General features: G+C 70.0%; 14 protein-coding genes. 5 read left to right on the top strand and 9 right to left on the bottom strand.

All coding sequences use genetic code 11. The annotated features are described in order from the left end of the window. Positions 1-94 precede the first annotated feature (94 nt). Together AB0P35_RS26340 and AB0P35_RS26335 are read right to left on the bottom strand one after the other, a co-directional pair. Positions 95-589 carry a DUF3145 domain-containing protein gene (locus tag AB0P35_RS26340; RefSeq protein ID WP_363515144.1) on the bottom strand — a complete coding sequence of 165 codons (495 nt, stop codon included), beginning with the start codon at positions 587-589 and terminating at the stop codon, positions 95-97. Positions 590-943: 354 nt separating this feature from the next. Then, positions 944-1963 carry an NADP-dependent oxidoreductase gene (locus tag AB0P35_RS26335; RefSeq protein WP_363515141.1) on the bottom strand — a complete coding sequence of 340 codons (1020 nt, stop codon included), beginning with the start codon at positions 1961-1963 and terminating at the stop codon, positions 944-946. A 101-nt stretch (positions 1964-2064) separates the two neighbouring features. Here AB0P35_RS26335 and AB0P35_RS26330 point away from each other — a divergent pair, with 101 nt between their 5' ends. Together AB0P35_RS26330 and AB0P35_RS26325 are read left to right on the top strand one after the other, a co-directional pair. Further along, on the top strand, positions 2065-2511 hold the full coding sequence (locus AB0P35_RS26330) for a MarR family transcriptional regulator (RefSeq protein ID WP_363515138.1): 447 nt from the start codon (positions 2065-2067) through the stop codon (positions 2509-2511). Between the two features lie 176 nt (positions 2512-2687). Next, positions 2688-4199 (top strand): LCP family protein, encoded by a 1512-nt coding sequence (locus AB0P35_RS26325; protein ID WP_363515135.1) that lies wholly within the window; start codon positions 2688-2690, stop codon positions 4197-4199. A gap of 24 nt (positions 4200-4223) precedes the next feature. On the opposite strand, the gene AB0P35_RS26320 is transcribed toward AB0P35_RS26325, so the two are convergent. The 3 genes from AB0P35_RS26320 to AB0P35_RS26310 form a co-directional block, all read right to left on the bottom strand. After that, positions 4224-5129 (bottom strand): pyridoxal-phosphate dependent enzyme, encoded by a 906-nt coding sequence (locus tag AB0P35_RS26320; RefSeq protein WP_363515132.1) that lies wholly within the window; start codon positions 5127-5129, stop codon positions 4224-4226. 22 nt (positions 5130-5151) lie between these two features. Continuing rightward, positions 5152-5847, bottom strand: a complete 696-nt coding sequence (locus AB0P35_RS26315) for a class F sortase (RefSeq protein WP_363515129.1) — start codon at positions 5845-5847, stop codon at positions 5152-5154. A gap of 152 nt (positions 5848-5999) precedes the next feature. After that, positions 6000-6461 carry a hypothetical protein gene (locus AB0P35_RS26310; RefSeq protein WP_363515126.1) on the bottom strand — a complete coding sequence of 154 codons (462 nt, stop codon included), beginning with the start codon at positions 6459-6461 and terminating at the stop codon, positions 6000-6002. Between the two features lie 284 nt (positions 6462-6745). Between AB0P35_RS26310 and AB0P35_RS26305 the strand changes: the two genes are divergently transcribed. Beyond that, positions 6746-7552: a polysaccharide deacetylase family protein gene (locus tag AB0P35_RS26305; RefSeq protein WP_363515123.1), complete on the top strand. Its 807-nt coding sequence runs from the start codon at positions 6746-6748 to the stop codon at positions 7550-7552. A gap of 18 nt (positions 7553-7570) precedes the next feature. Here the strand turns inward: AB0P35_RS26305 and AB0P35_RS26300 are convergent, their stop codons facing one another. Next, complete coding sequence (locus AB0P35_RS26300) at positions 7571-7999, bottom strand: Imm1 family immunity protein (RefSeq protein WP_363515120.1); 429 nt, start codon at positions 7997-7999, stop codon at positions 7571-7573. A 137-nt stretch (positions 8000-8136) separates the two neighbouring features. On the opposite strand from AB0P35_RS26300, the gene AB0P35_RS26295 reads away from it, so the two are divergent. Further along, a complete protein-coding gene (locus AB0P35_RS26295) occupies positions 8137-8589 on the top strand; it encodes a polysaccharide deacetylase family protein (protein WP_363515117.1) in 453 nt (150 codons plus the stop codon). A 464-nt stretch (positions 8590-9053) separates the two neighbouring features. Here the strand turns inward: AB0P35_RS26295 and AB0P35_RS26290 are convergent, their stop codons facing one another. Further along, a complete protein-coding gene (locus tag AB0P35_RS26290; protein ID WP_363515114.1) occupies positions 9054-9482 on the bottom strand; it encodes an Imm1 family immunity protein in 429 nt (142 codons plus the stop codon). Positions 9483-9503: 21 nt separating this feature from the next. On the opposite strand from AB0P35_RS26290, the gene AB0P35_RS26285 reads away from it, so the two are divergent. Beyond that, positions 9504-9833 carry a polysaccharide deacetylase family protein gene (locus AB0P35_RS26285; RefSeq protein ID WP_363515111.1) on the top strand — a complete coding sequence of 110 codons (330 nt, stop codon included), beginning with the start codon at positions 9504-9506 and terminating at the stop codon, positions 9831-9833. Between the two features lie 310 nt (positions 9834-10143). Here AB0P35_RS26285 and AB0P35_RS26280 read toward each other — a convergent pair whose 3' ends face one another. Together AB0P35_RS26280 and AB0P35_RS26275 are read right to left on the bottom strand one after the other, a co-directional pair. Beyond that, entirely contained in the window at positions 10144-10893 is a 750-nt protein-coding gene (locus AB0P35_RS26280; RefSeq protein WP_363515108.1) for a hypothetical protein, read from the bottom strand. Between the two features lie 76 nt (positions 10894-10969). Then, the gene (locus AB0P35_RS26275) at positions 10970-21988 is read right to left on the bottom strand and encodes a LamG-like jellyroll fold domain-containing protein (protein WP_363515105.1); all 11019 of its coding nucleotides are present in this window, start codon (positions 21986-21988) and stop codon (positions 10970-10972) included. Positions 21989-22087 lie beyond the last annotated feature (99 nt).

The raw sequence follows: 22087 nt of genomic DNA, 5'->3' as shown, positions 1-22087 counted from the left end.
GCGCGGGGCACCGCGCGGATCGACAGGGCACGGCATCCGCCCTCCGGTCCGCGCGGCCCCCGCGCCCCTTTCGCGTGCTCGGGGGCCGGGCGGGTCAGACCACCTGGTGCAGCCAGCGGACGGGGGCGCCCTCGCCGGCGTAGCGGAAGGGCTCGAGTTCGTCGTCCCAGGGCTTGCCGAGCAGCCGGGCGAGTTCGGTCTCCAGGTCGCCGCCCTCGGTCCGGGCGCGGAGCAGCACCGCCCGCAGCCGGTCCTCCGGGATCAGGATGTCGCCGTGCATGCCGGTGACGGCGTGGAAGATGCCGAGGCTCGGGGTCGAGCTGTAGCGCTCGCCCTCCGCGCTCGCGCAGGGCTCGCTGGTGACCTCGTACCGGATGAGCTGCCAGCCGCGCAGGGCGGACGCCAGTCGGGAGGCGGTGCCGGGCTCACCCTGCCAGGAGAGCTCGGCACGCCAGTGTCCGGGCGCGGCGGGCTGGCGGATCCAGTCGAGGCTGACCCGCACGCCGAGCACGCCCGCGACCGCCCACTCGACGTGCGGGCACAGCGCGCGGGGCGCGGAGTGGATGTACAGGACACCACGTGTCGTCACCGGGACCTCCAGGCTGTGGACGAGGGTCGCCTTCCCCAGCTGCCTCGTACCGCGCGCCGACAGGTATTCCCTACCAACCGTGATGCTCAACTTACTCGACATTAGGTAATCAAATTGAGCAAAACGGACAAGCTTTCACTCCATGCTAGTCGAATCCACCATGAGGTCCACCCCCTTGCGGGCGCTCTCCCCCGAACGGACCTATTCCGTCCGGGGGCGCACCATCGCCCGCCGCGGCGACGGATGCTGACGTTCCGTCGAGCCTCCCACCTGGGCCGCAGCACCGCGACCGGTACGCGAACCACCCCCGCGGGCGAGTGCCCGCGGGGGTGAGGGTGACGGTGCGTCAGGAGGTCAGAGCTTGACGACCATCTTGCCGGTGTTGTCGCCGCGGAGCAGGCCGAGGAAGGCCTCCGCGGTGTTCTCGACGCCCTCGACGACCGTCTCGTCGTAGCGCAGGCTGCCGTCCTTCAGCCAGCCGGCCACCTCGGCGATGAACTGCGGCTGCAGGGCGGCGTGGTCGCGCACCAGCATGCCCTGCAGGTGCAGCCGCTTGCCGATGACGAGGGCGAGGTTGCGCGGGGCGGCCGGCGCGGTGGTGTCGTTGTACTGGGCGATGGCGCCGCACATGGTGACCCGGCCGTGCGGGTTGAGGGCGCCGATCGCGGCCTCCAGGTGGTCACCGCCGACGTTGTCGAAGTAGACGTCGATGCCCTCGGGGGCGGCCGCGGCGAGCTGCTCGGCGACCGGGCCGTCCTTGTAGTTGAAGGCGGCGTCGAAGCCGTAGGAGCCGGTGAGGGTGGCGACCTTCTCGGCGGAACCGGCCGAGCCGACGACCCGGGCGGCACCCTTGAGGCGGGCGATCTGGCCGACCAGCGAGCCGACCGCGCCGGCCGCGCCGGAGACGAAGACGGTGTCGCCCTCCTTGAAGGAGGCGACCTCCAGCAGGCCCGCGTAGGCGGTGAGCCCGGGCATGCCGAGCACGCCGAGGTAGTACGAGAGCGGGGCGAGCGCGGGGTCGACCTTGACGCTCTGCGCGGCGGGCAGCGTGGCGTACTCGCGCCAGCCGAGGCCGTGCAGGACGGCGTCGCCGACCTCGAAGCCCTCCGCGGCGGAGGCGACCACGTAACCGACCGCGCCGCCGTCCATGGGCGCGCCGATCGCGAACGGCGGGACGTACGACTTGACGTCGTTCATCCGTCCGCGCATGTACGGGTCGACCGAGAGGTAGGCGTTGCGAACCAGGATCTCGCCCGGCTCCGGCTGCCGTACCGGGGCTTCGACCAGCGCGAAGTCGCCGGGGACGGGTCGGCCGACGGGACGCGCGGCCAGGTGCCACTCGCGGCCGGTGGTGGGGATCGCCTGCTCTGCCATTGCTGTCTCCATGTCGTGCATCCACCTGAAAGGTTGAGTTACTGAAGCAATCGTGGACACGAATAGTTCATGTTGTCAAATGTTCAGGTAGCATGGGTGCCATGGAGACGCAGCAGCCGCTCACGGACCCGGTCACGCTGGAGGTCACCGACCTCATGGCGAATCTGGTCGGAATCTTCCACCGCGAGTACGAGGAGGCCGCCGCCGCCCGCTCGCTCACCGGCGCCCAGGCCAAGGTGCTCGCCCTGCTGCGGCGCGGACCGATGCCGATGCGCCACATCGCGCAGACGCTGAGCTGCGAGCCATCCAACATCACCGGCATCGTCGACCGGCTGGAGACCCGCGGGTTCGTCACCCGCGAGGCCGATCCGCAGGACCGCCGGGTCAAGCTGGTCGCCGCCACCGGCGCCGGGACGGCCGCCTCCGTCGAACTGCGTGAGTCGCTGCACTTCGCCCGCGAGCCGCTCGCCGCCCTCGCTCCCGAGGAGCGCCTCCAACTGCGCGACCTGCTCCGCCGGATGCTGGAGGGCGCCGCCCCGCCGGCCTGACCGGCGGCACGCGCCGGGGGGCGATCCGATCGGGTTCGGACGGAGAAAATCCGTATCCGGTCGGGTCCGCGTGTAACCGAACGGCCCGCCAGGCCGTCTCAGAGGTGGGGGCACACAGGAGTGCCGGCCATTGGGCACATCGGGCCGGGCACGGCCGTACAGAGAGCAACTGTGTGATGACCGAGAAGAGCGGGTCCGGCGCGTCCGCGCGCACGACCGGCCGCCGCCTGGCGCGGATCGCCGGCGCCACCGCCGCCGTTCTGGTGCTGGCGACCGCCGGCGCGGGCGCCTGGTTCTACCACCGCCTGAACCAGAACATCAGCACCTTCTCCGCGGACGGCATCGCCACCAGCCGCCCACCGGCCGGCCCCACCACCACGGGCGGCGGCCGCCCGGTCAACATCCTGCTGCTCGGCTCCGACACCCGCGCCGACGGCAACGGCGCGCTCGGCGGCGGTGACGAGGGCGTCGGCCACTCGGACACCGCGATCCTGCTTCACGTCCACGCCGACCACAAGCACGCGGTGGGCGTCTCCATCCCTCGCGACACCCTGGTCACCGTCCCGCCGTGCAAGCTGCCGAACGGCTCCTGGACGGCCGAGCGCACCAACCAGATGTTCAACTCGGCCTTCACCGTCGGCCTGTACCCGCAGGGCAACCCGGCCTGCACCCAGAACACCGTGGAGGCACTCACCGGTCTGCGGATCGACCACACGATCGTGGTCGACTTCAAGGGCTTCGCCGCGATGACCGACGCGGTGCACGGTGTCGACGTCTGTGTGCCCAACGACGTCGACTCCTACGGCATACACCTCACCAAGGGCCGCCGGACGCTCAGCGGCCAGCAGGCCCTCGACTACGTCCGGGCCCGGCACGGCTTCGGCGACGGCTCCGACATCGGCCGGATGAAGCGCCAGCAGGCCTTCCTCTCCTCGCTCATCAAGAAGGTCCAGGGCCAGGGCTTCGACCTCACCACCCTGCTGCCGCTCGCCGACGCCGCGACCAGGTCGCTCACCGTGGACGAGGAGCTCGGCAGCGCCATGAAGCTCGCCACCTTCGCCCAGTCGCTGCAGAACATCAAGCTGGCCGACATCTCCTTCGTCACCGTGCCCTGGGAGTACTCCGGCGCCCGGGTCGCGCTCGTCCACCCCGACGTCGACACCCTCTGGGAACTGCTCCGCCAGGACCGCACCCTGGACGGCCGGAGCACCGCCCCGGCCACCACCGCCACGCCCTCCGCGCCCGCCGCACCGACGCCCTCCGCCACCGGCTCGCCCTCCGCCACCCCGGGGCAGACCCGCGCGGCCGAACCGGACGCCACCGCCGTCCCGGTCACCGTGCACAACGCCTCCGGTGCCACCGGCACCGCGGGCCGCGCCGCGACCGCGCTCAGGGCGCACGGCTACCGCGAGGTCGTGGTCGGCCCCAACACCAAGGGCCGGAACACCACCGTGGTCGGCTACTCCCCCGGCCACCAGGCCGCCGCCGAACAGCTGGCCGCCCTCTACCCCGGCGCCACCGTCCGCCCCGACGCCGATGCCGACGGCCTCGTCCTGACACTCGGCCAGGACCACGCCTCCGGCGACACCTCCGGCCCGGTGACCCTGCCGAGCGGCATCCCCACCGGCATCTCCGCGAACACCCGCCCCGCCGACACCGACCTCTGCTCCGACCTCAGCTACGGCTGACACCCGGGGTCCCGGACGGCCGTCCTACCGGCCGTCCGGGACCCCGGTGACCACCAGCGTCACCCGGCTGCCCGGCGGCAGCGCCTCCGTCCCGGCCAGCCCGTGGACCGCCCGCAGCGTCTTGGCCACGTACCGGCGCTCCAGCGCGATGCCGTGCCGCTGCTCGAAGCCGGCCGCGAACGCCTCCAGCTCGGCGGGCACCTTTCCATACCCCCCGCCGTGGTGGCCGTGGTCGATCCGCCAGTTGGCGAAGACCCGCCCGTACGCGGCTCGGTGCAGGGCGGTCACCTCGTCCTCCAGGTAGCCCTCGCCGCGCAGCACCGCCACCCCGAGGGCCCGCGCCCCGGGCGGCAGGCCCGCCGCGATGCCCGCCAGCGTGCCGCCGGTGCCCACCGCGCAGCAGACCACGTCGTGCTCCCCCAGGTCGCCGAGCTCGGTAGGCAGCGCCGCGGTGCCGTGCACGGCGAGCGCGTTGGACCCGCCCTCCGGCAGGACCAGGCAGCGCCCCCACCGCTCCACCAGCGGCCGGCCCAGGTCGCGGACCAGCTGCCGGTAGTCGCCGCGGGTGACGAACTCCAGCTCCATCCCGTCGGCCTCGGCCGCCGCCAGCGACGGGTTGCGCGGCCGGCCGGCGAGCTCCTCGCCGCGCACGACGCCCACCGAGGCCAGCCCGAGCGCCCGGGCCGCGGCGGCGGTGGCCCGCAGATGGGTGGAGTACGCGCCGCCGAAGGTGACCAGCCGGGTGTGCCCCTCGGCGAGCGCGTGTTCCAGATTGGGGGTGAGCTTGCGCCACTTGTTGCCCGGCACCGTCGGGTGCAGCAGGTCGTCGCGCTTCAGCCGGAGCTCGACCCCGGCCCGCGCCAGCACCGGGTCGTCGACCGGGGTGAGCGGGGTCGGCAGGGCGGCGGGCAGGACGGCGGGGGGCGGCATCCCGCCAGGATAGGGGGCCCGCTCAGGCCTGCCGGGTGGCGCTGAGGTGCGCGAAGACCACCACGTTGTCGCTGTAGTCGTGGGTGGCGCGGTTGTACTCGCCGGCGCAGGTGATCAGCCGCAGCTGGGCGTCCGGGGTGTCGCCGTAGACCAGCTTGTCGGGGAAGGCGTTCTTGGCGAAGGTCTGCACCGAGTCGACGGTGAAGACGGCGACCGAGCCGTCCGCGCGGGTGATCTCCACGGGGTTGCCGGGGCGCAGCACGTACAGCATGAGGAAGACCGCCGGGCCCTTGGTGGTGTCGACGTGGCCGGCGACCACCGCGGGGCCGCGTTCGCCGGGGGTGGGGCCGTCCTTGTACCAGCCGACGAGGTTGCGGTCGTCGGCCGGCGGGGCGGCGAGGCCCCCGGTCGGGGTGAGGCCGAGTTCGGTGAACGGCGCCTCGACGAAGAGCTGCGGGATCCGCAGCTTGACCGGCTTGGAGCGGGCCATCGTGTGGGTGGCCGGAGCCGTCCGGGTGGGCAGCGCGGCGGGCGTCGGCGTGGCGCTGGCGACGGCGGCGGGGCTGTTGTCGGCCGAGCGGGGGGCGGCGGGGGTGGTCTCCACGGACTGGTACATGACGAAGACCCCGACGGCGGCGAGGCTCATCGCCCAGCGCAGCGCGCTGCGTCCGGAGTCGCCCGCGGGCCGTTCCTCGGTGCCGGATGTCTGCTGGCCCATGACGGCCGCCTCCCATGGGTACTGCGCGGTGCTGCGGAGCGACGCGCCCGGCCGCGCCCGGCTTCCGGGGCGGACACGGCCGGACGCGGCCGGTGGGCGGCGCGGTCCCCGGGGCGGGACGGCGCTGCGCGGGTGGTGCTGCCGGGCCGGGGTCAGGCCTCGTTGCCGCGGCGGCGGCGCAGGGCAACGGTGCCGACGCCCAGGCCGCCCGCGAGCAGCGCGGCGCCGGTGGCCAGGCCGCCGCCGGAGACGGCGATCCCGCCGCCGCCGGTGTGGACGCCGCCGTGCGGGGCCTTGTCCGCCCAGGAGCCGTCGGCCTTGGTCTCCTTTTCGGAGTCCTTGCTCTCCTTGCCGTCGTACTTGCCACCGGAGGAGCTCTCGGACTTGCCGTCCGACTTGCTCTCCGACTTCGCGTCGGCCGTGTGGTCCTGGGTGGCGGACTTCTCCTCGGCCATCTTGCCGGAGGGCGCCTTCTCGACGGGGGCCTGCTCCTGCCACACCCTCTGGTCGTCGCTCCCGGATCCGATGGGCGGGTCTGCGTAGGCGGCCGGGATGGCGATGGCCAGAGCGGCGGAGGCGGCCGCGCCGGCGAGGAGGATGCGCTTGGGCAGCATGGTGCTCGGTTTCCTTCCGGCGCCTCCGTGCGACAGCCGGCCTCGGTGCCGGCGCAGGGGATCGCGGACGCGCCTTCCTCACCGTCATTCACACGCCGTCAGCCCGCCACCGCAGGTCGTGGCCGTGACAGGGCCGACGGGCTGTCAGTCGGGACGTCCGGGCAGCGTGCGTCGGAGTGTCGCGCTCACGGTCCGCCGGGCCGGCCGGGGTCCGCGCTGGGCCGTTGGAGTGTAGCTGCGGGGATCTGTAGCGCCATCCGGGCGGCTCCGGGCATGCATCCGTCATGCTGTCACATCATCAGTTCATCTCCCGTCGACTGTTGCTGAGCGTCGCCGGGATAGGCCTGCTCTCCGCGGCCGGGTGCCAGCTTCCCAGCCACGACGGCGGCGACGGGGCGGCCCCGGCCGGCATCCTGCCCTCCGGGCCGGCCGCTTCCACCGCGTCGAGCCCGGAGCCCACCCCGTCCGCCTCCGGACCGCTGCCCGCGCAGCCCCGCGCGAAGACCAACCCGCTGTTCTCGCTCGCCGCCGACGACCGACTGGTGGCGCTCACCCTCGACGACGGTCCGGACCCGGCGCACACCCCGATCGTCCTGTCGATCCTGGAGCAGTACCGGCTGCGCGCCACCTTCTTCCTGATCGGCGAGAACGCCGCCCGGCAGCCCGCGCTCGTCCGCGAGATCGCCGCCCGCGGCCACCACATCGCCAACCACACCTGGAGCCACCCCGACCTGCGCGGCATCCCCGACGCCAAGGTCCGCGACGAGCTGCTCCGTACCTCCGACCTGCTCGGGAACACCACCGGCCGCACCCCCACCTGGTTCCGGGCACCGGGCGGCGACTGGTCGGACGCCTCCCTGCGGATCTGCGCCGAACTCGGCATGCGCCCCATGGGCTGGTCCGTCGACCCCCAGGACTGGGCCCGCCCCGGCACCTCCCTGATCACCCAGCGCGTCCTGCAGACCATCGGCCCCGGCTCGATCGTCCTCAACCACGACGGCGGCGGCGACCGCTCCCAGACGATCGCCGCCCTCCGCACCTACCTCCCCGTCCTCCTCGACGAGGGCTACCGCTTCACCGCCCCGAAATAGGCACGACCCCGTCGCACGCTAGAACGGCTCTTCCTGCCACTCGATGCAGGTCGGTCGAAGGCCACCGGAGAGCAGGAATTCCTTCACGGCTTGACGAACAAGGTCGATCGAAATCTCCGGAGAATCCAGGAACTCTCTCGGGTAAGTGGCAATCATGTATGTCACGCAGTCCTTCCCGGCCGCACCGGCCGGGACAAAACTGCCCTCCTCGCCGCTGAAGGCCACGATACCTACGCGAGCGTTCCTGTCGACCCCGGCAAGGAGCGCACGCTCCGGAAATCCTCCCGGATGGAGCGGCTGGTCCAAGGATCTCAGTTGAGCCATATTGCAGAACGGGTGACCGTTCAGGAGCTCGTCGATCAGGGCGTCCACCCCCTCCGGCGAGTCGATCAGGAGGGGCTTCTCGTCACGATCAGCCCTGAAGAATGCCTCGATCCTGTTCAACATATTGCCACTCCGAATGCCTTACATTCCATTGCCTTTTCGGCGTTACGCCAATACACGCGCATGCCCTTCTTACCGCCAGACAAGACCGTGTTCAGGACGTGTTGCCGACCGAGTTTCTCGGGGCAGGGACCATCGGTGTGGTTGATCACGACATCGACATCCTGAAGCGGGTCGTCCGCGAGATCGCCGCCCGCGGCCACCACATCGCCAACCACACCTGGAGCCACCCCGACCTGCGCGGCATCCCCGACGCCACCGTCCGCGACGAGCTGCTCCGCACCTCCGACCTGCTCGGGACCACCACCGGCCGCACCCCCACCTGGTTCCGGGCACCGGGCGGCGACTGGTCGGACGCCTCCCTGCGGATCTGCGCCGAACTCGGCATGCGCCCCATGGGCTGGTCCGTCGACCCCCAGGACTGGACCCGCCCCGGCACCTCCCTGATCACCCAGCGCGTCCTGCAGACCATCAGCCCCGGCTCGATCGTCCTCAACCACGACGGCGGCGGCGACCGCTCCCAAACGATCGCCACCCTCCGCACCTACCTCCCCGCCCTCGACGAGGGCTACCGCTTCACCGCCCCCAAATAGCGCGGCTGCCGCCGCGCGGGACCATGCCGGTGCAGAAAATCACTCCCGAGCTCCCGGTCACGATCCGGACGTCGCGCCGAGTGAAGCGCACAGGCCAGGAACGCAATGGCCTCACCGGAACGGATCCGGTGAGGCCATGACGACTTACCGTTCAGCTGTCGTCAGCCCTCTCGAACGAGAGCGACCGGAATCTCCGAATCATCTGGAAACTCAGTCCAATGCCCTGCGACATGATCGCCGACGCCACTGCGGGAGCCGGGGGCACTCAGTACTGCAGACGACCTGGTCGGCCGCGGGGGCGGGCTGGTGGTTGGCGCCGAGCAGAGCAAGGGTGGCGGCCGGGGCGGTCAATGCGTCTCCAGCGACAAAGGCCAGGGGCCCCACCGTGGCTGGTGGGACCCCTGAGGGTGTGCCGAAATCAGCTGTCACGAGTCATGACCACGGGCACTTCTTCTCTCCGGCACTCAGAACTCTTCCTCTTGCCATTCGATGCACGTCGGAATCTTGCCACCGTTGCCGAGAAATTCCTTCACTGCCTGACGGACACGTTCGACAGGGATTTCCGAGCCGGGCATGAACTCCCTCACGTGACCGAGCAGCATGTATTCGACTATGCCGCGATCAACCGAGCCCTTCGAGGCGAAATTTTCATCTTCAGCGAAGGTCAGAGCGCCCATCTGGGTGACCCTGTCGAGTCCGATCGCCAGCTCATGATCCGGGTATCCAGATGCCAGCGAGGGGCGGTCAAGAGAATAGACGACGGCACAGTTCTGCTCATGCTTCCCATTCAGCAGGGAATCGATGAATGAATCCACTTCATCCGCGCTGCCGATAACATAGTGAGCTCTACCGCGCTCGGACTCAAATTGCACCCGGAGTCCGCTGGTCGTCATTCAATACCTCCGAAAGATGACGTGTCATCGCGCCAACTCCTTGGTCACGCCAATACACGCGCACGCCATTCTATCGCCGGCCGCGGCCACCACATCGCCAACCACACCTGGAGCCACCCCGACCTGCGCGGCATCCCCGACGCCACCGTCCGGGACGAGCTGCTCCGCACCTCCGACCTGCTGGGCAACGCCACCGGCCGCACGCCCACCTGGTTCCGGGCACCCGGCGGCGACTGGTCGGACGCCTCCCACGTCGTCCGGGCTGACGAGCAGAGCGGGAGTTTGGGTGTGCTCGAGCCGAAACTGTACCTCAAGACCCCTGATCGTCAGCCGATACCTCCGAAAAGATGATTCGCCATCTCACCTGGTACCCCGAACCGCCTGGACGACCCGCCACGTGCGGAACCCGTCCGCTGACGTTGCCGTCAGCGTTGCCGTCAAGCCACTCCAAGACGACATGAGGGGCCCCGCCGGACAGGTCCGGCGAGACCCTCATGTCGTTGAATTCAAATTCGCCAGATAGCAAGCAAACCCAAGCTGTTCGGGAGAGACGGACCGAATGACGCCACGATCACCACGCCAGTGCGAGGGGCGGGCCGACCCGGGCTCCGCGCCCGCCGCCAGCAAAGTGTAGCCATCCCGCGGAGAACAGACCGCCGCACTAGAAAGGCGGCTCGTCAAATGAGCTCCGAGGTTCCTGCGAATTATGCCCCGCCCAATGTTCCCCGGAGGGAGACGGATCAGTATGAGTTTCACTCGGCACCCGCCCTTGCTCCCATGCAGTCAGCGCCTCGGAAGCCAACCTTCTGTGCCAATCATTGGAGCTTTGCGCCAGAATATTCCCCACCAAGGGAGCAAGCTTTCCACGATGCGCCGCCAATGCCGGGGACTCCGAAAATCGGACGGCGGCAACAAGAGCCGCCTCCACCACTCTCACATCAGGGTCGTCAAAGTAGGAGGAAACGCTCGGAAAAGCTTCTGGGTAAATATTCCTAATACCGATGAAATCGGGGAACGGCTCGGACGGCGAGTACTTTCCCCACTCGCGAATGCGCTGCTCCTGGCCAATGCTGACGTCAAATGCCACGTTGGCCAGCCACGTCAGAAGCTTGCCTCGAAGCGGAAATCTTTCCGCTTCCCACGAAGGAGCAAGCGCGGCTCGACTCGGCCGGTCACCCAGAAGCGCGGCAACATACCTGAACGCCGGCACGGTCGCAGAATACACTACTCCATCGTTGAGAAGGGAGTTGTAAAGGTGCTCGAGCGAACTCGCTACTGCCGAAGGGTCACGCGACACCAAATCACGGAGCTTGGCCGGAGTATCAGGGAAGGCCGGGCCATCAGCATTTTCGAGACCAGCCCACTCGGTGAGATCAAGGATCGCTGATGGATTCAAATCGTCATCGGTCACCCTGACAATTATGCCATGGCGGCCTGCAGGTACGCAGCCAAGGCGTGGCACCGGAGTGCCACGCCTTGGCAAAACCTCAGAAGAGAACCTCGCTGAAAACCTGGCGGAGCTGAGACCGAACCGCTAGCGATGAGTTTGCCGGCAGCATTTCCGCAACTTCAGAACTGCAGAAACCGCACGGTCCGCCAGGCTTTGAAACCATCAGCCGACCAACCAAACCCTCACTCTCGGCTCCCGATTTTCTCGCCAAAATCCTCATGATAGTGGCGGCCTGAACCTCAACATGCGAGCCGAAAAACTTACCGGGGGCGGGGCTCGCCGAAGCAGGAATATCGCGCATGTTGGCTCTGATCAACGGATGGAGCCTATCGGACGACAGGTCAAATTCTCCATGCCCCTTAATCCAGAGGTACCCACCGGTAGCACCTTCCTCAGAGGTCGAATTGCCCGGCCTGCTGGAGCGCGCGGCATTCTCCGATGCTCTGGCATGTGCCCGTTCGTCCGGGGAGCAGTTGTGGACGAGTACGGGTGTGCTGCCAGCTTCCACATAGTAGGTGTGGAGGTCGCCGATGGTGAGGTCGTACGTGGTCTCGTCGGCGTGGTAGAGCCGGAGACCGGTGACCTGGGCGGTGCCGGTGGGCGTCTGGAGGACGTCGCCGGGGTTGAGGTCCTTGGCCTCGACGAAGGCCTGCTGGGTCTCGTCGTAGAAGGGGTGGTGGTAGGTGGTGGTCAGGGTGTGGTCGTCGGACGACTGGACCGTGGCCGTGGTGGTTGCCGTTACCGAGGGGTTCTCGGCGGCCTGGGCCTGCTGGTCGCCGGTGCCGGCCCAGAAGGAGAGGGCTGCGACGCCTGCTGCGAGGCCCAGCATGGTCTTACGGATGACGCCGCTCTTCTTGGCGGGGGCCTCGGTTGAGGCGCCTGCCTTGTCGGCGCCCGTCGGGGTCACTGTGAGGTCGACGAAGTCGTGGTCGGTGGTGGTGACGATGACATCGGTGACGGTGTGGGTCTGGGTGCCCTGCTGTCCCGGCACCGAGTTGGTGACCGTGTCGCCGATCTTGACCTGGTCGATGGGCTTGCTGGCGCCGTCGCCCATGACGACCGGGGTGTCGCCCGTGAAGCTGTGGCACCCGGGCTTGGACTGTGCCTCGCGGCCCGCCCGCGATTCCGCCTTGGCCGCGACGTTGTCGACCGCGGAGGCGGCCTCCTCGCCGGCGACCTTGCGGCCCGCCGCCTGGGTCGCGTCGGCGGCGACGGTTTCGGCGGTCTCGGTGGCCGCCTTGCCGAAGAGGCCGCCGATGGCGCTCATGGCCTTGGGGGCGAGGTTGCTGAGGAGCTTGCCGCCGAGGACGCCGAGGCCTCCGCCGATCGCGCCGGCGATGCCGCCTTCGAGGGCGGCGCCGCCGAAGGCTCCGAGGGAACAGGCCTGGCCGCCGGTCTGGGCGCACTTGAAGCCCTGCTCGACGAGCGCCCCGGCCGCGCCGGCCATGGCCGCGCAGCCGATGGTGCCGACACCGGCGGTGAAGGCCTCGCAGCCGGCGAAGACGGCGGTGGAGACGACGAACGAGGTGATCGCCGCGGCGTGCTGCTTGACGTAGTTGGCCGAGGCGGTCGCGGCCTTGTTGACGGTGGCGACGGCGGCCTTGGCGACCGTCTTGGTGGCCTTGTAGACCGCGCTGTTGGTGACCTTCTTGGCGACGGCGTGGTAGGCGGTGGTGACCTTGTGGACGGCCGCCTTCACGGTGTTGCGGACGGTCGTCACCGTGTGGTGGTAGACGCGTTTCGCGGCCTTGACGACCCGGCGTCCGTAGTCCACGACCCTGTGCACGACGGTGGTGACGGCCCGCTTGACGGTCTGGACGACCGCGGTGACCTGCTGGGCGACGTAGTGGTACGCCCGCGACATGCGGTCCTCGGCCCACTCGTAGGCCGAGCTGACGTAGGAGCTGGCGGTGTTCCAGGCGGAGGAGACGGCGTTGGAGACCGTGGAGATGGCCTTCTTGGCGCCGCAGACGACGTCGTACCAGGAGCAGTGGCCGTCGGGGTCGGTTCCGGCGAGCGGGTTGTCGTTGACGTAGGCGAAGGGGTTGGCGGAGACCGAGGTCGGCGCCGGGTCCAGGGCGACGGTGTCCTTGTTGAGGAACTGGCCGCTGCCCGGGTTGTACCAGCGTGAGCCCATGTTGACCTTGCCGGTGGAGGCCTCCGTCCAGCCGGACTGGAATCCGAGCTGGCCGACGAAGCCGGTGGCGGCGGTCGTGTTGCCGAGCGGGTCGTAGCTGCGCGAGCCGGTGAGCGCGGTGGAGCCCGCGCCGAACTCGCCGATGACGTCGTCGTGCTGGTCGGTCAGGGCGAGGCGGCCGGTGGAGGCGGCTCCGCCGGGCGTGTTGATGCCGACGATGGAGCCGGTCGGGTCCCAGGTGTAGGTGTTGGTCCCGTCCGAGGCGACCAGGTTCTCGGCACCGCTGTACTGCAGGGTGCGGTTGCCGGTGGCCTGGGTGCCGGAGGTGATCATGCGGCCGAAGGCGTCGAGCCCGTAGTTCTGCTGGCCGGTGGTGATCTGCTGGTTGAACGCGTCGGAGGCGTAGACCGACGGGGTGCCGCCGGTGCGGTCCTCGGTCATGGTGCCGCGGGCCGAGTAGCGGTAGGTGTGCTGGCCGTCGGAGGTCAGCTGGTCGCGCTCGTCGTAGGTGTAGACGTTGGAGCCGACCTGGATGCGGTTGCCGGAGGCGTCGTAGGAGTACGCCGTGGTGGCGGTGCCGTTGTTCCAGGAGGTGAGGCGGTTGGCGAGGTCGTAGGTGTAGGTGTTGTTGGAGGCGCCGGCGACACCGGTGGTGTTCTTGCTGGTGAGGTTGCCGTCGGCGTCGTAGCCGTAGCCCACGGAGGCGAGGGTGGTGGCGCCCTTCTTGAGGGTGTCGCCGGTGAGCTGGTGGCGGGAGTTGTAGGTGAAGGTGCGGTCCTGGCCGCTGGCGCCGTAGTTGACGGTCGCGGGCTGGGAGAGCGCGTTGTAGGTGTAGGTGAGGGTGTTGCCGGTGGCCGGGTCGCTGAGGGTGGCCAGGCGGCCGGCGTTGTCGTAGGTGTAGCCGGTGGTGCCCGCGGCGTCCGTCCGCGAGGACATCAGGCCGTCCTTGCCGTAGGCGAAGGAGCTGCTGCCGGCGGACCCGGTGGCGGTGAGGAGGTCACCGCGGTCGTCGTAGCCGAAGGACTCGCTGGTGGCGGCCTGGTAGCCGGCCTGTCCGACGGTGCCGACCTCGGTGGTGGCCGCGGTCTTGACCTGGCCGACCGCGTCGTAGGTGAAGTTGCGGGTGGCGGTGGCCGCCTCCGAGCCCGCGCCGGACTGCGAGGTCAGCCGGCCGAGCAGGTCGTACCCCATGGTCTGGGTGACCCCGCCGGGGAGGTTGACCTGGCTGGTGCGGCCGAGCTGGTCGTAGACGTAGGTGGTGGTGCTGTCCGCCGCGGCGGTGTAGGTCGCGGTGTTGGGGGCGATGACGCTCTCCGGCATGCCCCAGCTGTTGAAGGTGTACTTCCAGGCGTTGCCGCGGCCGTCGGTGAAGCGGGTGCGGTGGCCGAGGGCGTCGTAGCCGAAGGTGGTGGTGATCGAGGTGCCGGCGGTGACGGGCTGGCTCTCGCTCGTCAGCATGCCGGTGGTGTCGTAGGTGAACGTCGAGGTGGAGCCGCGGGCGTCGGTGGTCGACAGCAGGTTGCCGACCCCGTCGTACGTCCGCGAGCTCTGCGCGAGCAGCACCGAGGCGGCGTCGTAGGACCTGGCGGAGACGGGCAGGCCGTCCGCCCGGTGGTCGACGGTGCTCCAGGTGCCGTCCGGGGCCGTGGTCTTCTGCCGCTGGCCCGTGAAGTCGTAGGTGTAGCGGGTGATGTTGCCGACCGGGTCGGTCGTCGAGGTGACCTCGCCGGCGCCGTTGTAGCCGTAGCTGGTGGTGCGGCCCTCCGCGCTGGTCTGCGACGCCAGGTGGGCGCCGAAGGGGTTGCCGGTGGTGGCGGCGTACGAGGAGGTGGCGGTGATGGTCTGGGTGGTCGGGTACCGCTCCAGGGTGGTGGAGGTGACCTGCCGGCCGAGCCAGTCGTAGGTGGCCTGGTGAACGGCGCCGCTCGCGTCGGTGACGGAGAGGGTGTCGCCGTTGGTGTCGTAGGAGTAGCGGGTCGTGGACCCGTCGGGGGCGGTCTCCTGGGCGAGCTGGCCGAGCTGGTCGTAGAGGTAGCTCGTGGACTTGCCGTCCGGCCGGGTGCGGGTGGTGACGTTGCCGAGGTTGTCGTAGGCCTGGGTGCTGACCGGCGTGATCGGCGTACTCGCACCCGGCGGGGTGTAGGAGGGCGCCTTGGTCGAAGTCTGCTCGCCGTTGGCGTCGTAGGTGTAGCGGGTCTGCTGGCCGTTGGCGTCGAGCTCCTCGACGACCTCGCCGAAGGTGTCGTATCCGGTGAACGAGGTCGGTGAGGCCTGGACGGGGGTGCCGCCCGTGCGCTCCACCATGGTGGTGGGCAGCGACACCATGACGCGGTTGCCGGCCTCGTCGTAGTCGAAGTCGGTATGCTCGCCGTTGGCGTCGATCTTCATCGTGAGCAGGCCGCGCTTGTCGTACGCGTACTTGGTGGTCTGCGTCGTGTTGGAGCCGACGGTGCCGCCGGTGCGGCCGTTGGTGTACAGGGTCTGCGCCTCGCCGGCGGACACCGCGCGCTGGTAGACCTGAACGTTCGACACCTGGCCGGGGAGCAGGTCGGTGGGGTTGCCCTGCCACAGGTCGCGGCCGATGGTGAGCTGGCCGGCGGCCTGCCAGGGGGCGGAGTTGGTGGTGCTGCCCGCGAGGGCGCCGTTGACGTACAGCTTCATGCTGCCGCCGGACGGGTCGTAGACGCCGACCAGGTGGGTCCAGGTGTTGGCGACCGGCGCGGCGGTGGACGAGGCGTACATGAAGGCGGGGCCGGCGGCGTCGGTGCTGACGTTCCACAGCGTCCACACGGCGGTGCCGGTGCCGGTCGGGTGGTAGCCGAGCACGAACTCGCTGTTCTTGGTGCCGGACTGGGCGACGACCGCCGCGTTTCCGGTGGGCAGCGAGGAGAGGTTGACCCAGGCGGAGACCGTGTAGGAGCCGGTGGTGTTGAGGACCGGCCCGTTGGTGGCGATCTGCTGCCCGGCGGTGGAGGTGAACTTGGCGCTGGTCACGCCGTTGCCGTCGGTGGCCCAGGTGACGCCGCTGGCGGCGGCGGTGTTGCCGGTGCCGGAGTTGTCGGTGACGGTCGTGCCGGAGGTCTGGTCGAGCTTCCACCAGCCGTTGGGGTGACCGGAGGCGTCGCCGTGCAGGGTGCTGCTGGTGAGGCGGCCGGCGTTGTCGTAGCCCGAGGTGGTGGTGCGGTCGTAGCCGGACGCGTCGTACTCGTGCGTGGTCGCGACCAGGTCGTCCGGGGTGTAGGAGACGGCGGTGGTGCGGGCGGCCCCGGAGGGGTCGAGCGTGGTGCCGGTGTTCCGTGAGGCGGCGTCGACCTGGTAGTCGGTCACGGTGGCGCCGTTGCCCGTGGTCTGCCGGGTGAGATTGCCGGCCGAGTCGTAGACGTTGGACTGCAGGGTGAAGCGGTTGCTGCCGGTGGAGTCGCTGCGCACCACCGTCGCCGTCAGGCCGTCGTCGGTGTACGTGTACGCGGTGGTGTTGCCCATCGAGTCGGTGACGGACGCGAGGCGGCCGGCCGGGTCGTAGGCCCGCGAGGACTCGACGAGGGTGCTCCCGGCGGACGGGTTGAGCGGGTCGCCGGTGTAGTTGAGCAGGCTCTGGGTGAGCAGCTGGCCGTCGCTGTTGTAGGTGTACTTGAGGGCGTTGCCGGCCGGGTCGGTCTCCTGCGCCAGGTTGCCGTTGCTGTCGTAGGTGTAGGTGGTGGTGGCCCCGTTGCCGTAGCCCGCGTTGCCGTTGGCGTCGGTGCGGCTCAGGACGTGGTTCCACTGGTCGTACGCGGTCGTCTCGGTGCGCGGTGCGTCGCCGCCGGTGGTGTCGGCGACGGTCTGCGAGGTGACGTTGCCGTCGGTGTCGAAGACGGTCGTCGTCCGGGGGGTGTGGGTCGCGCCGGTGACCTGGTCGGTGATGGCGGGGCTGGTCTCCTGGACGACCTGGCCGAGGCCGTCGTAGGTGTAGCCGGTCCTCAGGCCGGCGGGGTAGGTGTCGGAGAGGACGGTCTTGGAGAGGGGTCGGCCGACGCCGTCGTAGGTGTAGGTGGTCTTCAGGCCGGCGGCGTCCACGGTGGAGTCGACGTCACCGTTGTGGAGGTAGGCGATGGTGTTGGTCGCGCCGCCGGGCGAGGTCGCCTTGACCGCCAGGCCGGCGGGCACGTTGCCGCTGTCCGCGGCCGGGTAGGCGGCGGTGCCGTCGCTGAAGGTGGTCGTGGTGGTGCGGCCGCCGGGGAAGCCGGGCACGGGCGGGCCGGTGATGGTGGTGCGGTTGCCGGCCGCGTCGTAGCCGTAGGTGGTGAGGTAGGTGTTGTCGGTCGCCGAGGAGGAGCGCGGGTCGCGCACCGTCAGCAGGACGTCGTTGCGCGGGTCGGCAGTGGTCAGGACGGCCGTGGTGGCGTCCGGCCAGTAGGAGTAGTACCGGGTGGAGCACGTGCCCGCGGCCTGGTTCTGGCAGCTCGTGGTGGACACCGTGTTGCCGCGGACGTCGTGGCCGGTGGTGGTGACGTTCCCGTTGGGGTCGGTGACGGTGTAGAGGAAACCGCCGCTGTCGTAGCCGTAGCTGGTGCGGTTGCCGTCGCCGTCGGTCTCGGCGACAGTGCGGTAGCCGTTGTTGGGGTCGTACTGGTGGACGAGCGTCCGGCCGCCGGGCTCGGTGACATTGACCGTCTCGACCGGGGCGAGGCCGCCGGAGTTCTGGCCGGCCTGCCAGTGCGCGGCGACGTCGTTGCCACTCAGCTGGGTGCGGTAGAAGGCGGCCTCGGCGATCGAGCCGGGGAAGTATCCGAGGGTGTTGGTCGGGGCGGACGGCCAGCCGGCGGCCTCACCGGCGCCGATGTAGACGTACTGGGAGTTGCTGGCGGTGAAGGTGCCGGTCGACGTTCCGACGGCGTTGCCGTCGAGGTACATCGTCTCGGAGGTCTTCGAGGCCGAGAGCACCACGTGGTGCCACTTGCCGTCGTTGACGTTGCCGCCGGTCGTCACGTACCCGAAGCCCCAGAAGCGGCCGCGGAGCTTGCCGTCGGTGCCCACGTACAGCGCGGGGACGTAGGAGTTGGAGGCGGGAGAGCCGCCGGTCAGCGAGGCGCCCGCGTAGTCGAAGAGGACGCCGCCGGAGGTGTTGCCCGCCGGGTGGTTGAACCACAGCTCGACGGACTGCGGCCCGGTGCCGACCACGGTGGTGTTCGGCAGCTGGACGTACGAGGAGCTGCCGTTGAACTTCGCGGCCGGGGTGTCCGCGAACGGGCCGCCCTGGCCGAGGGTCACGTTGGCGTACGTGGCCTTGCCGTAGTTCACCTCGTCCCAGGCCTGGCTCGCGCCGACGCCGTCGCCGAGGCGCCAGTACCCGGCGGGCGCCGCGCCCAGGACGGAGGAGCGGTAGACCTGGCTGGAGCCGGCGATGGCCGGCGTGCCGATCTGCCACTGGCCGCCGTTCGCGTCGGTGACCTGGGAGACCCGGGCGGCGTTGGTGTCGTAGACGACCTGGGCGAACTGCTTGCCCGAGGGGCGGGTCATCGAGGTGAGCAGCTGGGCGGGGTTCTTGCCGGCGTTGTAGACGGAGGCGACCTGCTCGGCCGTGAGGCCCTTCGGGTAGAAGGCGGCCTGCGCGATGGTGCCGTTGAAGTAGGTGGCCCGGCCGGTGTTGGACGTGGTCGAGTAGTTCGGCTCGTCCGGCCAGACGCCGCCGAGGAAGCCGGCGCCGATGTAGGTGTGGCCCTGCAGGGAGCTGGTGTAGCCGCCGCTGTAGGAGATCATGCCGGTGTTGGTGCCGACCTTGGCGCCGTCGAGGTAGAGCGACTGGGTGGAGCCGGCGCCGGAGAGCACGACCTGGTGCCAGTTACCGTCGTTGACGGGACTGCTGATGATCGGGTGGACCTGGCCGGAGTACCAGAACTCGGCGTTGACCCGGCCGTGGTTGTCGAGGTAGATCGACGGGGTGTACTGGGCCAGGCTGGAGCCGGCGCTGATCGGCAGCGTGGAGTAGGAGAACAGCACGCCGGCCGTGCTGCTCGTGGTCTTGAACCACATGGACATCGACAGCTGGGTCGCGCCTGCGGCGAGGCCGGCGGGCAGCTCGACGTAGGAGCTGGTGCCGTTGAATCCGGCGCCGGTGGCGGTGCTGCCCGCGAGCGGGCCGCCCTGCCCGAGGGTGACGTTGCTGTAGGTGGCGTTGTCGGAGCCCTCGTTCAGGCCGACGCTGCTGAGCGCGGTGGAGCCGCTCGCCTCGTTGAACTGCCAGAGCGAGGAGGCACCGACGTCGAGGACCTGGGTCTGGAACTGCGAGCCGCTGGTGTAGCCGTACTGGCTGCAGGTGGCGGTGTCGGTCGGCGAGCAGACCTTGCTGAGCTGATCACCGCTGTACGTGTAGGTCCAGGTGAGCGCCGAGGCGGGGGTGCCGGGGGTGACCGGGTCGGTGACGACGGTGGCGACGTGCGCGTTGGCGGCGCCGGCCGGGGTGGACCAGGTCAGGTTGAGGGAGCGCTGGGAGACCGCGGACGCCATGGTGGTGACGTGTCCGGCCGTCCAGGTGAAGGTGACCGCGCGGCCGGCGGCGTCCGCGACGGAGGTGATGCCGTAGCTGCCGGTCAGTGCCTGGGTGAAGGTGTAGACCGTGGCGTTCTTGTCGGTGAGGGTGTAGCCGCCGGTGACGGCGCGCAGGCTGGCGAAGCGGCCCTGCGGCGGGGAGAAGGTCCCGTCGGAGTTGCGGCCGAAGCCGACCTGGGAGCCCTGCGGGTAGGTGACGGTGACGCCGACGAGGTTGCCGGCCGCGTCGCGCTGCTCGGTGGCCTTGGCGTCGAAGATGCTCGACCATCCGGAGCCGAAGGCGCCGGCGGTACGGAAGTCGCGCGAGTTGTAGTCGCGGACCACGTCGAGGCTGGGACCGGAGGTGTTGACCTCGGCGTCGGTCACCTCCTTGGTGAAGTTGCCGATGGCGGGGTCGAAGCCGCGGGCGTCGCCGTTCTGCGAGAGCGTGGAGGTGATCAGCGGCTGCGGGACCTGCGCGGTGAACGCCGACCAGGGCGAGCCCGCCGAGTACAGCTGGCCGTCGTAGGCCTGGGCCTCCCAGTAGTAGGTCTGGCCCCACTTCAGCTTGCCGGCCGGCACCGTCCAGCCGGCGCCGGCGACGAGCCCGGAGTCGGCGACCTTGGTTCCTGCGGGGTCGTAGACCTGGAACTGGTACTGCAGGGAGGAGGCGGCGCCGTCGTCGTCGGCGAAGGCCTGCAGTTCGGGGGTGAGCGTGGTGACGGGGGCGTTGTTCTGCGGGAAGGTCGCTTCGACCTGCGGCGCGAGGTTGCCGGTGTAGTCGTAGACGACGTACGGCTCGACGCCGGGGTTGGCGATGGAGGCGAACTGCTTCCAGTGCAGGTTGTCCGTGGTGGGGGCGTAGACGGCCAGGCCGTAGTCGGCGGTGGTGCCGTTGGCCCAGTTCTGGATCGACGCGGTGTCCAGCGAGACGGTGACCCAGTCGCCGCCGGTGGGGCTGCCGGTGGTGTTGTGGCAGGCGTTGTTGACGGTCGGGGTGAGACTGCCGATCGCGCCGCCGTGGTTGGGGCCGGGGTAGCTGGTGACGCTGCTGGGCGTCCAGTCCTGGGTGACCTGGGCGACGTAGAAGGTCTCCGGGGTGCAGGTGGAGGCCCAGACGTCGTAGAGCCACAGGTGCGCGGAGATCAGCGAGACGCCGGAGCTGTCGAAGGTCTTGCGCCACTCCTGGACGAAGGAGTTCGCGGAGTGGGTGCCGGAGTCGTAGGAGCCGACCTTGATGAACTGCTCGTTCGAGTGGTCGCCGGTCGGGAAGTTGGACTCGGCGTAGGTGGAGCGGATCTTGTCCCAGACCGAGACGCTCGGGTCGACGGTGACCGGGAAGACGCGGGCCGGGTCGTTGAGCCAGCGGGCGTCCAGGGTCATCCGCAGCACCGGGGTGGCCCCGTCGGTGACCAGCCGGTAGGTGACGGCGTGGGTGGTGGCCCGGTCACCGGAGACCGGGTCGATCTTCGAGTCGAAGGCGTAGGGCGCCGGGATGGTCGCGGTGACCGTGCCCTTGGCGTCCTTGAGGTCGACGCCGCCGTCGGCGTTCAGCGAGGGGGTGAGGCCCTTGAGGTCGAGCGGGAAGTCCCAGGTGTTGCCGGCCTTGGCCGAGCGCAGGACGACCGACTCCTTGAGGCCGGTGGCGGCCGAGGTCAGCTGGAGGTCGGTGTCGGGCAGGACGGCCGGGTAGTTGACGGTCTGTCCCGAGGCCGTGCCCGTCACCTGTGCCGCGCCCTTGAGGCCGTACGACACGCTGTGGTTCGCGTCGGTGGAGAGCGTGGCGACGGCCCGGTCGGCGGACTGGGCGGCGAAGTCGACGCCGAGCGCGTTGGCCTTCTGGCGCCAGCGGCCGCCGCCCTGGGCGAGGCCGGTGTCGATCGGCTGCCAGACGCCCTTGGCGTCCCGGTAGTTGAGCGGGCCGTCGGAGACCTTGCGGCTGACGGTGCCGTCCGCGTTCTCGTACCAGTCGGTGTCGGCGGTCGACTTGGCGGCTATTCGCCGGCTCGTCGCGGCGTTGAAGCCCTTCTTCGTGCCGGCGCTCGCGCCGCCGGCCGCCTTGCGGGCGAACGGCTCGTACCGGGGCAGCTCGCCGAGGCCCTTGCCCGCCTTCGAACCGGCACCGCCGCCCGCGTGCGTCTGCGCCGCGGACGTGCGGTGACCGCGACCGGCTGCGGTGCCGCCCTGCTGGTGCGGCAGGTCGCCCCAGTCGGGGTCGCCGCCGGTCAGCCAGGCCGCCAGGTTCCGCAGCGGCTGCATCGACAGCGGCGGCAGGGTCATGTCCTGTGCCATCGCCTGCTCGGTCGTCGGCACCAGGAACACCGCCGCCACGGTGAGCATCGTCAGCAGTCGCAGCACCCGACGGCGGATGGCGAGAGCTCGGCGGGAGGGCCGGGTACGGCGAGCGGGCATGAGAGTCCCCAGGTAAGCGCGAGATAAACGTGCGCAGTCCACAGGAGATGCCCAAAGAAGATCAATGATCTTCCAGGTTTCTTTGTCTACATATGGTCA

The organism is Kitasatospora sp. NPDC085879, assembly GCF_040686255.1.
Classification (GTDB): domain Bacteria; phylum Actinomycetota; class Actinomycetes; order Streptomycetales; family Streptomycetaceae; genus Kitasatospora.
Note: the sequence above shows the minus strand (reverse complement) of the source record. Positions and strands in the feature narration are given on the sequence as shown.

What these genes read in the sequence shown, in the direction of transcription:
- AB0P35_RS26335 (WP_363515141.1), bottom strand. Translation starts at nt 1,963, where the DNA reads ATGGCAGAGCAGGCGATCCCCACCACCGGCCGCGAGTGGCACCTGGCC.
- AB0P35_RS26330 (WP_363515138.1), top strand. Translation starts at nt 2,065, where the DNA reads ATGGAGACGCAGCAGCCGCTCACGGACCCGGTCACGCTGGAGGTCACC.
- AB0P35_RS26325 (WP_363515135.1), top strand. Translation starts at nt 2,688, where the DNA reads ATGACCGAGAAGAGCGGGTCCGGCGCGTCCGCGCGCACGACCGGCCGC.
- AB0P35_RS26320 (WP_363515132.1), bottom strand. Translation starts at nt 5,129, where the DNA reads ATGCCGCCCCCCGCCGTCCTGCCCGCCGCCCTGCCGACCCCGCTCACC.
- AB0P35_RS26315 (WP_363515129.1), bottom strand. Translation starts at nt 5,847, where the DNA reads ATGGGCCAGCAGACATCCGGCACCGAGGAACGGCCCGCGGGCGACTCC.
- AB0P35_RS26310 (WP_363515126.1), bottom strand. Translation starts at nt 6,461, where the DNA reads ATGCTGCCCAAGCGCATCCTCCTCGCCGGCGCGGCCGCCTCCGCCGCT.
- AB0P35_RS26305 (WP_363515123.1), top strand. Translation starts at nt 6,746, where the DNA reads ATGCTGTCACATCATCAGTTCATCTCCCGTCGACTGTTGCTGAGCGTC.
- AB0P35_RS26300 (WP_363515120.1), bottom strand. Translation starts at nt 7,999, where the DNA reads ATGTTGAACAGGATCGAGGCATTCTTCAGGGCTGATCGTGACGAGAAG.
- AB0P35_RS26290 (WP_363515114.1), bottom strand. Translation starts at nt 9,482, where the DNA reads ATGACGACCAGCGGACTCCGGGTGCAATTTGAGTCCGAGCGCGGTAGA.
- AB0P35_RS26275 (WP_363515105.1), bottom strand. Translation starts at nt 21,988, where the DNA reads ATGCCCGCTCGCCGTACCCGGCCCTCCCGCCGAGCTCTCGCCATCCGC.